Raw genomic sequence first — 13,485 nt, forward strand, 5'->3', positions numbered from 1 at the left:
TCGCGCTCCTGCATGCGATGGGGTGATGAGGTCTGCGCCGTCGCCACGGCCGCGCCGCTGCGTGCCATGAGAGCGTTGAGGTCATGCCGTCGCCACGGCCCTGCGGAGTTGAAGCGCGAGGCTTCGCTCAGACTTCCAGCGAAGCCGCGCCCCTGCGCGCGATGAGCGGCGATGAGGTTCGTGCCGTCGCCACGGCCCTGCGATGGTGAAGCGCGAGGCTTCGCTCAGACTTCCAGCGAAGCCGCGCCCCTGCGCGCGATGAGCGGCGACGAGGTTCGTGCCGTCGCCACGGCCCTGCGGTGTCGAAGCGCGATGCTCAGACTTCCAAGGAGGCCAAGTCGCCCTTCGCCTCCAGCCACGCCTTCCGGTCCGACGCCCGCTTCTTCGCCAGCAGCATGTCCATCAGCGCACGGGTCTCGTCGCCCTCGTCCACGGTCAGCTGCACCAGCCGGCGCGTGTCCGGGTGGATCGCCGACTCGCGCAGCTGCTCCGGGTTCATCTCGCCCAGGCCCTTGAAGCGGGTGACGTTGACCTGCCCCCCCATGCCCTTCTTGGACTCGGCCTTTTCCCGCGCGATCTTCTCCAGCAGCAGGCGCTTCTCCTCCTCGTCCAGCGCGTAGAACACCTGCTTGCCCACGTCCACGCGGAACAGCGGCGGCATCGCCACGAACACGTGGCCGGCCGCGACCAGCGCCGGGAAGTGGCGCAGGAACAGCGCCGACAGCAGGGTGGCGATGTGCAGGCCGTCGGAGTCGGCGTCGGCCAGGATGATCACCTTGCCGTAGCGCAGGCCGGTGATGTCGTCCTTGCCCGGGTCGCAGCCGATGGCCACGGCCAGGTTGTGCACCTCCTCGGAAGCCAGCACGGTGGTGCTGGCGACTTCCCAGGTGTTGAGGATCTTGCCGCGCAGCGGCAGGATCGCCTGGAAGTCCTTGTCGCGCGCCTGCCGCGCGCTGCCGCCGGCCGAGTCGCCCTCGACCAGGAACAGCTCGGTGCGCGACAGGTCCTGGCTGATGCAATCGGCCAGCTTGCCCGGCAGCGCCGGGCCCTGGGTGACCTTCTTGCGCACCACCTGCTTCTCGGTCTTCAGCCGCGCGCTGGCGCGCTCGATGGCGATCTGCGCGATCTTCTCGCCCAGTTCCACGTGCTGGTTCAGCCACAGGCTGAAGGCGTCGTGCGCGGCGCCCTCGATGAAGCCGGCGGCCTGGCGCGAGCTCAGCCGCTCCTTGGTCTGGCCGCTGAACTGCGGGTCGGTCATCTTCAGCGAAAGCACGAAGGCGACGCGGTCCCACACGTCCTCAGGCGCCAGCTTCACGCCGCGCGGCAGCAGGTTGCGGAAGTCGCAGAATTCGCGCAGTGCGTCGGTCAGGCCGCTGCGCAGGCCGTTGACGTGGGTGCCGTGCTGGGCGGTCGGGATCAGGTTGACATAGCTCTCCTGCACCAGCTCGCCTTCCGGGATCCAGGCCACCGCCCAGTCCACTACCTCGGTGTCCTTCTTCAGCGCGCCGGCGAACAGTTCGGCCGGCAGCAGCTCGCGCCCGGCCAGCTCGCCCTTGAGGTAGTCGCGCAGGCCATCCTCGTAGTGCCAGCTGTCGCGCTCGCCGCTGGCCTCGTCGAACAGGGTCACGGTCAGGCCGGGGCAGAGCACCGCCTTGGCCCGCAGCAGGTGGCGCAGGGCGCGCAGGTTGATCTTCGGGCTGTCGAAGTACTTCGGGTCCGGCCAGAAGCGCACGCGGGTGCCGGTGTTCTTCTTCCCGACCGTGCCGACCACCTCCAGCGGGGTGGCGCGGTCGCCGTCGCGGAAGGTGATCCGGTGCTCGCTGCCCTCGCGCTTGATGTGCACCTCGACCAGCTTGGACAGCGCGTTGACCACGCTCACGCCCACGCCGTGCAGGCCGCCGCTGAAGGTGTAGTTCCTGTTGTTGAACTTGCCGCCGGCGTGCAGGCGGGTGAGGATCAGTTCCACGCCCGGGATCTTCTCCTCGGGATGGATGTCCACCGGCATGCCGCGGCCGTCGTCGGCCACCTCGCAGCTGCCGTCCCTGTACAGAACCACCTCGATCTCGCGGGCGTGGCCGGCCAGCGCCTCGTCGACCGCGTTGTCGATGACTTCCTGCGCCAGGTGGTTGGGCCGGGTGGTGTCGGTATACATGCCCGGGCGGCGCTTGACCGGATCCAGGCCGGAGAGGACTTCGATGTCGGCGGCGTTGTAGCGGCTGCTCATGGACTCGTTGCGGTGCTGCGGAAGCGACTCGGAAGTGTGCGGCCTGGCCCCGGTTTTTGCACCCCTTCCGCGTCCTTGCGCCCCTGTTCAGGGCCGCGCAGGCGGCCGGGGGGTATAAGGGGCGCAGGTCTGGAATGGAGGGCCTGGACGCTGGAAAACCGCCGCATCCGCCTCCATGTTCCATGCCTGGAACGAAGGGCCCGGTGGATCCCCGCCGGCCCATGCAGCAGGAGACGACGCATGAACCGACGACTGTTCTGGACTGCCGTGGCCGCCGTGGTAGCGCTGTCGGCCGCGGTGCCGCTGCTGGCGCAGACCCGCCAGGGCGGCCAGTCCCAGCAGGACCAGCAGGCCCTGGCCGAACACAAGGCCCAGGAGCAGCGCGAGCGCGAGCAGGCCGCCGAGCGCGCCAAGCGCCGCGAAGCCGCCCGCAGCGGGCAGGACAACCGGGACAAGGCCCGCCCGCAGAAGGAAGAGGAAGAGGAGCAGAAGCGCGATCCGCGCTGAGGCCCGCTAGGCGGCTGAGCCGGCGTGGCCGACCTTCCGCGGAAGGTGCACTGAGCCTGCCGTCGTCCCGGCGCACGCCGGGACCCAGCGACTTTGCCCTGTGCACCGGCCGTTGCCGCTGGAACGGGGCTGATATGGCGTGAAAGGCACTGGGTCCCGGCGTGCGCCGGGACGACGGGTGCGGCGGGACGGTGCCAGGCGGCTGCGCCTGCGGCCGCCACCCGGCGCGGCGGATACGGCTACTGCCCGGTCACGCGGAACAATGCATCCACGCCCTGCCGGCTTGGGCGATCGCGGGCGAGTCGGTAGACTATGGCTTTCCGGAGCCCCGCCATGACTCCCCTCATTTTCGTTACCGGCGGCGTCGTGTCCTCGCTTGGCAAGGGCATCGCCGCGGCTTCGCTTGCGTCCATCCTCGAAGCGCGTGGCCTGAAGGTCACGATGATGAAGCTGGACCCCTACATCAACGTCGACCCGGGCACCATGAGCCCGTTCCAGCACGGCGAGGTGTACGTCACCGACGACGGCGCCGAGACCGACCTGGACCTGGGCCACTACGAGCGCTTCGTGCGCACCCGCCTGAGCCGCAAGAACTCGGTGACCACCGGCCGGATCTACGAGGCGGTGATCCGTAAGGAACGCCGCGGCGACTACCTCGGCGCCACCGTGCAGGTGATCCCGCACATCACCGACGAGATCAAGCGCTGCATCGACGAGGCCACGGAAGGTTTCGACGTGGCCCTGGTCGAAATCGGCGGCACGGTCGGCGACATCGAGTCGCTGCCGTTCCTGGAGGCGATCCGCCAGATTCGCGCCGAGCGCGGCCCGGACAAGGCGCTGTTCATGCACCTGACCCTGGTGCCGTACATCGCCGCCGCCGGCGAGCTGAAGACCAAGCCGACCCAGCACTCGGTCAAGGAACTGCGCTCGATCGGCATCCAGCCAGACGTGCTGCTGTGCCGCAGCGAGCAGCCGCTGCCGGACGGCGAGCGGCGCAAGATCGCCCTGTTCACCAACGTCCCCGAGCGCGCGGTCATCTCGGTGCAGGACGTCGACGTGCTGTACAAGCTGCCGATCGAACTGCATGCCCAGGGCCTGGACGCGCTGGTCGCCGACCGCCTGCGCCTGCCGGTGTCGCGCCCGGCCGACCTGTCCGAGTGGGAGGCGGCGGTCGACGCGACCCTGCATCCGGTCGACGAGGTCACCATCGCCGTGGTCGGCAAGTACGTCGACCACAAGGACGCCTACAAGTCGGTCGGCGAGGCGCTCAAGCACGGCGGCCTGCGCCAGCGCACCAAGGTCAACCTGAAGTGGCTGGAGTCGCAGGACGTGGAGGCCGACGCTGGCGTGCTGCTGGGCGACGTCGACGGCATCCTGGTGCCGGGCGGTTTTGGCGACCGCGGTTTCGAGGGCAAGGTGCTGACCGCGCAGTACGCGCGCGAGCACGGCGTGCCGTACTTCGGCATCTGCTACGGCATGCAGGCCGCGGTGGTCGACTACGCCCGCCACGTGGCCGGCCTGGAGGGCGCCAACAGCACCGAGAACGACAAACAGTGCCTGCACCCGGTGATCGGCCTGATCACCGAGTGGCGCACCAACACCGGCGAGATCGAGAAGCGCGACGAGAAGTCCGACCTGGGCGGCACCATGCGCCTGGGCCTGCAGGAGCAGCGCCTGAAGCCGGGCACCCTGGTGCGCGAGCTGTACGGCAAGGACGTGGTCGCCGAGCGCCACCGCCACCGCTACGAGTTCAACAACCGCTACCGCACCCAGCTGGAGGACGCCGGCCTGGTCATCGCGGCCAAGTCGATGGACGACCTGCTGGTGGAGATGGTCGAACTGCCGCGCGCGGTGCACCCGTGGTTCCTGGCCTGCCAGGCGCACCCGGAGTTCCTGTCCACCCCGCGCGACGGCCACCCGCTGTTCGTCGGCTTCATCCGCGCCGCACGCGAGCGCAAGGCCAACGAAGGCCAGGCCGGCGGCAAGCTGCTGAAGGAAGCGCGGGCCTGAGCTGTTGCTTCTCCCTCCGGGAGAAGGTGGCGCGAAGCGCCGGATGAGGGTACGGGCGCGCTTCGTATCTTCGAGGTCGCGATGGGGCTTTGCCCCGATGCCATCCATTCGATGCAGCTGCCGGGTGCAGGGCTGCCGCTGCAACGACCGGTGCAAGTTGGTGCCGGTGCCGTTGCACCCGACGGCCGGTCACTCCCAATCCCGTCACAGACCATGCATCCGTCGTCCCGGCGAAGGCCGGGACCCAGCGCCTTGACACCCAGCCGGCACTGCGGGGATGCAAAGTCACTGGGTCCCGGCCTTCGCCGGGACGACGGGCCGGTGGATCCCGCCGGATGATCCAGCGATCGCCCTTGCATTTAATCGGAAAGGGCGTTCCGCCACCCGGCACATGTCTCTGGCCGGGATCCCCTCCCCAGCTGTTTCCCAGGCAACCGAAACGGCGGGCGCAAGCAGCGGGAATCCGGGCCAGAGCCCGGCAGGACCGGCCGGGCTCCGTTAAACTCCCGCACGACTCCACCCACCGAACGCATGCCCGACCCATGACCAGCATCGCCAAGATCCACGCCCGAGAAATCCTCGACAGCCGCGGCAATCCCACCCTCGAAGCCGAGGTCACCCTGGCCGACGGCTCCTTCGGACGCGCCGCGGTGCCATCGGGCGCCTCGACCGGCACCAAGGAAGCGGTGGAGTTGCGCGACGGCGACAAGACCCGCTACCTGGGCAAGGGTGTGAAGAGCGCGGTTGCCAACGTCAACGGCGCAATCGCCGATGCGCTGGCCGGCTTCGATGCCGCCGACCAGCAGGGCCTGGACCGCCGCCTGATCGACCTGGACGGCACCGAGAACAAGGGCCGCCTGGGCGCCAACGCCCTGCTGGGTGTGTCGCTGGCCGCCGCCCACGCCGTGGCCGCCTCGAAGAAGCAGCCGCTGTGGCAGTACCTGTCCACCATCACCGAGTCGGACGTGTCGCTGCCGGTGCCGATGATGAACATCATCAACGGCGGCGCGCACGCCGACAACAACGTCGACTTCCAGGAGTTCATGGTGCTGCCGGTCGGCTCGGCCTCGTTCTCCGAGGCGCTGCGCACCGGCACCGAGATCTTCCATTCGCTCAAGTCGGTGCTGAAGGGCCATGGCCTGAGCACGGCGGTCGGCGACGAGGGCGGCTTCGCCCCGGACTTCCGCAGCAATGTCGAGGCGCTGGACACCATCCTCGAGGCGATCGGCAAGGCCGGTTACACCGCTGGCGAAGACGTGCTGCTGGGCCTGGACGTGGCTTCCAGCGAGTTCTACGACAACGGCAAGTACCACCTGGTCGGCGAGAACAAGCGCCTGTCTTCCGAGCAGTTCGTCGACTTCCTCGCCGACTGGGCCGCGCAGTACCCGATCATCACCATCGAGGACGGCCTGGCCGAGGACGACTGGGCCGGCTGGAAGCTGCTGACCGACCGCATCGGCAGCAAGGTGCAGCTGGTCGGCGACGACCTGTTCGTCACCAACCCGAAGATCCTCAAGCAGGGCATCGAGTCGGGCACCGCCAACGCGATCCTGATCAAGGTCAACCAGATCGGCACCCTGACCGAGACCCTGGAGGCCATCGCCCTGGCCCACCATGCGAAGTACGCGGCGATCGTCTCGCACCGCTCCGGCGAGACCGAGGACACCACGATCTCCGATATCGCGGTCGCCACCACCGCTACCCAGATCAAGACCGGTTCGCTGTGCCGCAGCGACCGCGTGGCCAAGTACAACCAGCTGCTGCGCATCGAGGAGCAGCTCGGCGCCTCGGCGCGCTACGCCGGCCGCGACGCCTTCGTCTCGCTCAAGCGCTGACGAAGACGCGGCGATGCGCGCCATGCGCTGGGTGCTGCTGGGGCTGGTGCTGCTGCTGGGATGGCTGCAGTACCGGCTCTGGTTCGGCATCGGCAGCGCGGGCGAGGTGGCGGCGCTGGAGGCCCAGGTGGAGCACCAGCGCCGCGAGAACGGCGGCCTGGAGGAACGCAACGCGGCGCTGGCTGCCGAAGTGCGCGACCTCAAGGAGGGCGTGGCCGCGGTCGAGGAGCGCGCGCGCAGCGAACTGGGCATGATCAAGCCCGGCGAGGTGTTCTACCGCGTGGTGGAGGATCCGGCGCAGCGCGCCGGCACCCCGGACAAGGCCGACGAACCCGCGGGCGCGGACGCCGGGGAGCGTGACTGATGGCCTCGGTCTGGGCGGTGGTGCCCGCCGCGGGCCGCGGCACCCGCTTCGGCGGGGACGTGCCCAAGCAGTACCTCGAGGCAGCCGGCCGGCCGCTGCTGGCCCATACCCTGGATACGCTGCTGGCCCATCCGGCGGTGGCCGGCGCGATCCTGGCGCTGTCCGCGGACGATCCGCGCTGGCCGGGCTGGCGCGAGCACGCCGGCAAGCCGCTGCTCGCCTGCACCGGCGGCGACAGCCGCGCCGCCTCGGTCCTGGCCGCGGTGGAGGCGCTGCCCGGATCGGTGCGCGCCGACGACTTCGTCCTGGTCCACGATGCCGCGCGGCCCAACCTGGCGCTGGCGGACCTGGACCGGCTGCTGGAACTGGGCCGCGCCGACCCGGTCGGCGCGATCCTGGCCGCGCCGGTGCGCGACACCCTCAAGCGCGCCGGCGACGACGGCGGCATCGACGCCACCGAACCGCGCGAGCGGCTGTGGCGCGCACTGACCCCGCAGCTGTTCCGCCGGCTGCAGCTGACCCGCGCTTTGCAGGCCGCGGCCGCGGCCGGGATCGAAGTGACCGACGAGGCGATGGCGCTGGAGCGGCAGGGCCTGCGCCCGCTGCTGGTCGAGGGCCGCGAGGACAACTTCAAGGTCACCACCCCGGCGGACCTGGCCCGCTTCGAGTTCGAACTGTCCCGCCGCTCCCTGTAGGAGCCGGGTTCAGCCGGCGACACGGGCGTCGGGAACATGAGGGAGTCGCCTGTGCCGACGTGGCGTGTCGCCGGCTGAACCCGGCTCCTACAATAGCCCGTTGCGGCGTATCACCTTTCCGCGGAAGGACCTCCATGGCAGACATCCCCCCCATCCGCATCGGCCAGGGCTTCGACGTGCACGTCTTCGGCGAGGGCGACCACGTGATGCTCGGCGGAGTGCGCGTGCCGCACGAGCGCGGCGTGGTCGCGCACAGCGACGGCGACGTGGCGCTGCACGCGCTGTGCGACGCGATCCTCGGCGCGCTGGCGCTGGGCGACATCGGCGTGCACTTCCCGCCCTCGGACGAGCGCTGGCGTGGCGCCGACAGCCTGGGCCTGCTGCGGCATTGCGTCGGCTTGGCCGTCGACCGCGGCTGGCGGCTGGGCAACGCCGACATCACCGTGGTCTGCGAGCGGCCGAAGGTCGGCCCGCATGCGGCGCTGATGCGCGAACGCATCGCCGGGGCCTGCGGCGTGGGCGTCGACGCGGTCAGCGTCAAGGCGACCACCAGCGAGAAGCTGGGGTTCACCGGCCGCGGCGAGGGCATCGCCGCGCAGGCGGTCGCGCTGCTGGTGAAGGCATGAGCGATCCCCTCGCGGCGTTCGGCGCGCCGGTGCTGGCGGCGCGCATCCGCGCACAGCCCGAGGACTTCCGGGTTGAGGAGCTGGATGGCTTCGAGGCCAGCGGCGAGGGCGAGCACCTGCTGCTGACCGTCGAGAAGCGCGGCATGAACACCGGCTTCGTCGCCCGCGAGATCGCGCGCTGGGCCGGCGTGCCCGAGCACGCGGTCGGCTACGCCGGACTGAAGGACCGGCATGCGGTGACCCTGCAGCGCTTCAGCGTGCACCTGCCCGGTCGTGAGGCGCCGGAGGTGGCCGCGCTGGAGCACGACGGGCTGCGGGTGCTGGCGCAGGACCGCCACCGGCGCAAACTGCCGCGCGGCGCGCTGGCCGGCAACTGCTTCGTGCTGGTGCTGCGCGAGGTGGCCGGTGCGCGCGATGCCATCGAGGCGCGGCTGGCCCAGGTCACCGCCCGTGGCGTGCCCAACGCGTTCGGCGAGCAGCGCTTCGGCCATGGCGGTGGCAACGTCGGCAAGGCGCTGGCAATGTTCGGCGGGCGCAGGGTGGGCCGCGAGCAGCGTTCGCTGCTGCTGTCGGCGGCGCGTTCGGTGCTGTTCAACCGGGTGCTGGCCGCGCGCGTGGCCGCCGGCAGCTGGGATGCCGGGTTGGAGGGCGAGGTCTGGATGCTGTCGGGCAGCCGCAGCGTGTTCGGGCCCGAACCGTGTAGCGAGGCCCTGGCGCAGCGGCTGGCGGCGTTCGACATCCACCCCAGCGGGCCGCTGTGGGGGCGTGGCGGGTTGCGCAGCGAGGGTGCGTGCCGGGAGCTGGAACTGGCGGCGCTGTCGGACCACGAATCGCTGGCGCTGCGCGAGGGACTGGAGCGCGCCGGCCTGGAGCAGGAGCGGCGTGCGTTGCGGCTGCGGGCGGAGGACCTGTCCTGGGACTGGCCGGATGCGGCCAGCCTGCGCCTGTCGTTCTCGCTGCCGCCCGGCAGCTATGCCACGGCCGTGCTGGCGCAGCTGGGCAGGGTCGAGGACGCGGCCGTGGGCGCGGATTCCTAAGACGCGTGGAGGCGGCATGGCCGCGGCGCACGGCGGGAGCGGCACCCGGCTTCTCGGCACCCCACCTCCCGTTGTCCCGGCGTGATCAGCCATGATCAGCCATTCGGCTGTTGTGAGGCTCTTCGGCTGCTATGAAGCGTTTCGCCGGGACGACGGAGGCGGGGTTGCACACGTGGCGGGCGACACAAGCCGCACGTGGCTGCCAAAAAAACGACGGCCCCATCTGGGGCCGTCGCGGTCGTGCCTGGACGCTGCGGCGCGCCCGGCAGGCGCGCCGTCGACTCAGAAGCCGCCGCCGAAGGTGAACTGCAGCCGCTCGAGCTCGTCGCCTTCCTTCTTCTTGAACGGATAGGCGTAGCTGATCGAGATCGGGCCCACAGGTGCGCGCCACAGCAGCGCCACGCCGGCCGAGGCGCGCAGTTCGTTGGCGTCGAAGTTGTCGATGCCGTCGTACACGTTGCCGAAGTCGACGAAGGCGGACACGCGCGCGGCCTTGCTGTCGAACAGGCGCGGGAACACCATCTCGATCTGGCCGACCGTCTTCAGCGAGCCGCCCAGCGGCTGGCCGCGGTAGCCGCCGATCACCTCCGAGCGCGGGCCCAGGGTGTTGTCGCGGAAGCCGCGCACCGAGCGGGTGCCGCCGGCGTAGAAGTTCTCGAAGAACGGCAGGCCGGTCGCGATGACCGTCTTGTCGTAGTCCGGCGAGGTCGGCAGGCAGGGGTTGCTGGGATCCGGGCCGGGCACGTAGGTGTCCCACGTGCCATCGCCATCGGTATCCACGTAGGAACCTGCGGTGTAGCAGAGGTTGCGCACCGTGTCGCTGCCGTAGCTGTCGCCGTAGCCCAGGTCCAGGCCGGTGCGCAGCACGAACGCCGGGCTGAGCCGCCAGTACTTGGAGAACTCGTAGTTGAGCTTGTAGTACTGGGCGGTGGAGCCGGGCAGGGTGGTCTCCAGGCCCACGCGCTGGTACATGCCGTTGGTCGGCATGAAGAAGTCGTTGCGGGTGTCGCGCGCCCAGCCGAGCTCGCTGCGCCAGGCGTGGAAGGTGCGCTGGCCGATCGCGTCGATGTAGTCGACGATCGACTGCGGCGTGTAGCCGGGGTAGGCCTGGATCTGGTTGCTGTCGATGCCGAACAGCAGCGAGACCGAGCTGTGCTCGGTGATCGGCAGGCCCAGGATCGCCTGCGCCGCCGCGTTGGTGCTGTTGTACTGGGCGGTGTTGAAGTTCGAGTAGTCCAGTTCGCGCCACCACAGGTTGTAGCCGAGCGACAGGCCCTCGTCGGTGAAGAACGGGTTGAGGTAGGAGAACGCGTAGCGCTGCATGTAGTCGCTGCGCTGCGCTTCGACCGACACCCGGTTGCCGCCGCCGAGGAAGTTGTTCTGCGACAGCTGGATCGAGGCGGTCATGCCGGCCAGCTGCGAATAGCCCAGGCCGAACACGAAGCTGCCCGAGGTGGTCTCCTTGACGTTGAACACCACGTCGACCTGGTCGCCGGCGCCGGGAACGGCCGGGGTCTCGACCTCGACCGTCTCGAAGTAGCCCAGCCGCTGCAGGCGGATCTTGGAGCGGTCGATCGCCGCCTGCGAGTACCAGCTGTTCTCGAACTGGCGCATCTCGCGGCGCAGGACCTCGTCGGAGGTGCGGGTGTTGCCCTTGAACACCACCCGGCGCACGTTCACGCGCGGGCCCGGCACCACCTGCAGGTTGATCGCGACGGTGCGCTCCTCGCGGTTGGTGGTCGGCACCGGGTTCACCCGGGCGAAGGCGTAGCCGATGTTGCTCAGGGTGTTGGTGATCATGTCGGAGGAGATTTCCAACAGCGCGCGCGAGAACGTGTCGCCGGCCCTGGAGAGCACCAGCCGCTCGATCTGCTCCTGCGGCAGGATCGTGTCGCCGGTGACCTTGATCTCGGAAATCGTGTAGACCTCGCCCTCGGTGACGCTGGCGGTGAGGTACATGTCGCGCTTTTCCGGGCTGATCGACACCTGGGTGGAGTCGATGCTGAAGTCGATGTAGCCGCGGTCCAGGTACCAGGAGTTGAGCTTCTCCATGTCGCCGGAGAGTTTCTCGCGCGAGTACTGGTCGTCGCGGCGGTACCAGGACAGCCAGCTGCTCTCGCGTGACTCCCAGTTGGCCAGGATCTCGTCGTTGTCGAAGGCCTCGGTGCCGATCACGTTGACGTGGCGGATCTTGGCCGCCTTGCCTTCCTTGACGTCGATGGTCACGTCCACGCGGTTGCGGTCCAGCTGGGCCACCGTCGGCGTGATCTGCACGTTGTACTTGCCGCGGTTGTTGTACTGGCGGGTCAGCTCCTGGACGACGCGGTCCAGGGCCAGCCGGTCGAAGGTCTCGCCCTCTGCCAGGCCGATGTCCTGCAGGCCGCGGGTCAGGTCCTCGGTCTTGATGTCCTTGTTGCCCTGCAGGGTGAGCTTGTTGATCGCAGGGCGTTCCTGGACGGTGATCACCAGGATGTCGCCCTGGCGGTCCAGGCGCACGTCCTCGAAGAAGCCGGTGCGGTACAGGGCGCGGACGGTGTCGCCGGCCGTGGCCTGGTCCAGGGTCTCGCCGCGCTCGACCGGCAGGTAGGTGAACACGGTGCCGGCTGCGATGCGCTGCAGTCCGTCGATGCGGATGTCGCTCACGGTGAACGGCTCGACCGACTGGGCCATCGCGGGCAGGCCATAGGTGGAGGCCAGCGCAGAGGCGAGGGTGAGGGCGAGCAGGCGGCGCACGGGGTATCGCGTCATGTCACATCCGGTGGAAAACAGGTGTTTGGGCAGGAACCGCGGTGGAGGGCCGGGACTACGGTGGGTCATCGCGGCATCAGGCCCAGAATGTCGTTGTAGAAGGCCAGTCCCATCAGCCCGGCAAGCAGCGCCAGGCCCAGGTACTGGCCGGCAACCATCGCGCGTTCGCTCAATGGGCTGCCTTTGACCAACTCTATAAGGTAGTACAGGAGGTGACCGCCGTCCAAGATCGGGATCGGCAGCAGGTTGATGATCGCCAGGCTCAGGGAGAGCAGGGCCAGGAAATACAGGAACCAGTCGGCGCCGCGCTTGGCCGAGGCGTTGGCCGCCCGGGCAATGGTGACCGGGCCGGACAGGTTCTGGACCGAGGCCTGGCCGGTCAGCATGCGCTTCATCATGCCCACCGAATCGGAAGCCAGCCGGCCGGTCTCGCGCAGCGCGGCCGGGATCGCCGACAGCGGGCCGTAGCGTTGCACGGCGTCGTAGGCCGGGGCCTGGGGCGCGGCCAGGGCGATGCCCAGCTCCCACTGCCCGGCGCGCTGCGGGTCGGCGCTGCGCCGCGGTTCCAGCTCCAGCGCCAGCCGGTCGCCGCCGCGTTCGACCTCGACCATGCCGGTGCCGCCGCGTTCGCCCAGCGCCTGCACCAGCGGCGAGACGTCGCCGGCCGACTCGACCCGGGTGCCGTCGACGGCCAGGACCAGATCGCCGGACTGCAGCACGCCGGAGGCGGCCCCGTCCTCGCGGACCGCGTCGATCCGCGCCGGCGCCAGCAGGAAGCGCCAGGTGAAGCCGGCCTGCTCGGCGATGCGGCGTTCGTCCAGCGCCTGCGGCAGCTGCGACAGGCGCAGGGTGCGCACGACCGGGTCGCCGTGGCGGGTCTCGGCGCGCACCTCGATGTCGCGGCGGTCCAGCGCCGGGGTGGCCAGGGCCATCGCCATCTCGGTCCAGGTGCCGATGGCGCGCCCGTCGACCGCGGTCAGGCGGTCGCCCGGCTGGAAGCCGGCCTGGGCGGCGATGCCGGTGGTCTGGCCGACCACCGGTGCGTAGTCCTGGCGCCCGACCATGAACATGACCCAGAGCAGGGCCACGCACAGCAGCAGGTTGGCGGCCGGCCCGGCGGCCACGATCGCGATCCGGCGCCAGACGCTCTGCCGGTTGAAGGCATGGGCCTGGCGGTGGACCGGCACGTCCGCCTCGCGCTCGTCGAGCATCTTGACGTAGCCGCCCAGCGGGATCGCGGCGATGGCGAACTCGGTGCCGGCGCGGTTGCGGCGCGACCACAGCGGCCGACCGAAGCCGACCGAAAAGCGCAGCACGTCCACGCCGCAACGGCGGGCCACCCAGTAGTGGCCGAACTCGTGGAAGGTGACCAGCAGGCCGAGGCTGACCACCAGCCACCAGACGGAGCCGAGGAAGTCACCCATGGGCGGTGCCTGGAC

General features: G+C 70.0%; 10 protein-coding genes. 7 read left to right on the top strand and 3 right to left on the bottom strand.

Annotated features, from left to right (window positions below):
* Positions 1-316: 316 nt before the first annotated feature.
* Positions 317-2,224, bottom strand: a complete 1,908-nt coding sequence (gene parE, locus WQ53_RS12625; RefSeq protein WP_052632905.1) for a DNA topoisomerase IV subunit B — start codon at positions 2,222-2,224, stop codon at positions 317-319.
* A gap of 240 nt (positions 2,225-2,464) precedes the next feature.
* Between parE and WQ53_RS12630 the strand changes: the two genes are divergently transcribed.
* The 7 genes from WQ53_RS12630 (at position 2,465) to truD (ending at position 9,298) form a co-directional block, all read left to right on the top strand.
* Positions 2,465-2,731 carry a hypothetical protein gene (locus WQ53_RS12630; protein ID WP_052632907.1) on the top strand — a complete coding sequence of 89 codons (267 nt, stop codon included), beginning with the start codon at positions 2,465-2,467 and terminating at the stop codon, positions 2,729-2,731.
* Between the two features lie 333 nt (positions 2,732-3,064).
* The gene (locus WQ53_RS12635; protein ID WP_052632909.1) at positions 3,065-4,741 is read left to right on the top strand and encodes a CTP synthase; all 1,677 of its coding nucleotides are present in this window, start codon (positions 3,065-3,067) and stop codon (positions 4,739-4,741) included.
* Between the two features lie 542 nt (positions 4,742-5,283).
* Positions 5,284-6,576, top strand: a complete 1,293-nt coding sequence (gene eno, locus WQ53_RS12640) for a phosphopyruvate hydratase (RefSeq protein WP_052632911.1) — start codon at positions 5,284-5,286, stop codon at positions 6,574-6,576.
* A 13-nt stretch (positions 6,577-6,589) separates the two neighbouring features.
* A complete protein-coding gene (gene ftsB, locus WQ53_RS12645; protein WP_052632913.1) occupies positions 6,590-6,940 on the top strand; it encodes a cell division protein FtsB in 351 nt (116 codons plus the stop codon).
* A complete protein-coding gene (gene ispD, locus WQ53_RS12650) occupies positions 6,940-7,635 on the top strand; it encodes a 2-C-methyl-D-erythritol 4-phosphate cytidylyltransferase (protein ID WP_052632915.1) in 696 nt (231 codons plus the stop codon). The genes ftsB and ispD overlap by 1 nt, the downstream gene beginning before the upstream one ends.
* Before the next feature lie 134 nt (positions 7,636-7,769).
* Positions 7,770-8,261, top strand: coding sequence for a 2-C-methyl-D-erythritol 2,4-cyclodiphosphate synthase (gene ispF / locus WQ53_RS12655; protein WP_052632917.1), 492 nt, complete (start codon positions 7,770-7,772; stop codon positions 8,259-8,261).
* Positions 8,258-9,298, top strand: a complete 1,041-nt coding sequence (truD, locus tag WQ53_RS12660; RefSeq protein WP_052632919.1) for a tRNA pseudouridine(13) synthase TruD — start codon at positions 8,258-8,260, stop codon at positions 9,296-9,298. Before ispF ends, truD begins: the two co-directional genes overlap by 4 nt.
* Positions 9,299-9,580: 282 nt before the next feature.
* Here the strand turns inward: truD and bamA are convergent, their stop codons facing one another.
* Together bamA and rseP are read right to left on the bottom strand one after the other, a co-directional pair.
* A complete protein-coding gene (bamA, locus tag WQ53_RS12665) occupies positions 9,581-12,046 on the bottom strand; it encodes an outer membrane protein assembly factor BamA (protein WP_052632920.1) in 2,466 nt (821 codons plus the stop codon).
* Between the two features lie 65 nt (positions 12,047-12,111).
* Positions 12,112-13,470, bottom strand: a complete 1,359-nt coding sequence (gene rseP, locus WQ53_RS12670) for an RIP metalloprotease RseP (protein ID WP_052632924.1) — start codon at positions 13,468-13,470, stop codon at positions 12,112-12,114.
* Positions 13,471-13,485 lie beyond the last annotated feature (15 nt).

Origin of the sequence: Pseudoxanthomonas suwonensis (assembly GCF_000972865.1) — a bacterium.
Classification (GTDB): domain Bacteria; phylum Pseudomonadota; class Gammaproteobacteria; order Xanthomonadales; family Xanthomonadaceae; genus Pseudoxanthomonas; species Pseudoxanthomonas suwonensis_B.

Bases quoted from the DNA above. Each gene is read 5' to 3' on its own strand.
- parE (WP_052632905.1), bottom strand. From the start codon at position 2,224: ATGAGCAGCCGCTACAACGCCGCCGACATCGAAGTCCTCTCCGGCCTG.
- WQ53_RS12630 (WP_052632907.1), top strand. From the start codon at position 2,465: ATGAACCGACGACTGTTCTGGACTGCCGTGGCCGCCGTGGTAGCGCTG.
- WQ53_RS12635 (WP_052632909.1), top strand. From the start codon at position 3,065: ATGACTCCCCTCATTTTCGTTACCGGCGGCGTCGTGTCCTCGCTTGGC.
- eno (WP_052632911.1), top strand. From the start codon at position 5,284: ATGACCAGCATCGCCAAGATCCACGCCCGAGAAATCCTCGACAGCCGC.
- ftsB (WP_052632913.1), top strand. From the start codon at position 6,590: ATGCGCGCCATGCGCTGGGTGCTGCTGGGGCTGGTGCTGCTGCTGGGA.
- ispD (WP_052632915.1), top strand. From the start codon at position 6,940: ATGGCCTCGGTCTGGGCGGTGGTGCCCGCCGCGGGCCGCGGCACCCGC.
- ispF (WP_052632917.1), top strand. From the start codon at position 7,770: ATGGCAGACATCCCCCCCATCCGCATCGGCCAGGGCTTCGACGTGCAC.
- truD (WP_052632919.1), top strand. From the start codon at position 8,258: ATGAGCGATCCCCTCGCGGCGTTCGGCGCGCCGGTGCTGGCGGCGCGC.
- bamA (WP_052632920.1), bottom strand. From the start codon at position 12,046: ATGACGCGATACCCCGTGCGCCGCCTGCTCGCCCTCACCCTCGCCTCT.
- rseP (WP_052632924.1), bottom strand. From the start codon at position 13,470: ATGGGTGACTTCCTCGGCTCCGTCTGGTGGCTGGTGGTCAGCCTCGGC.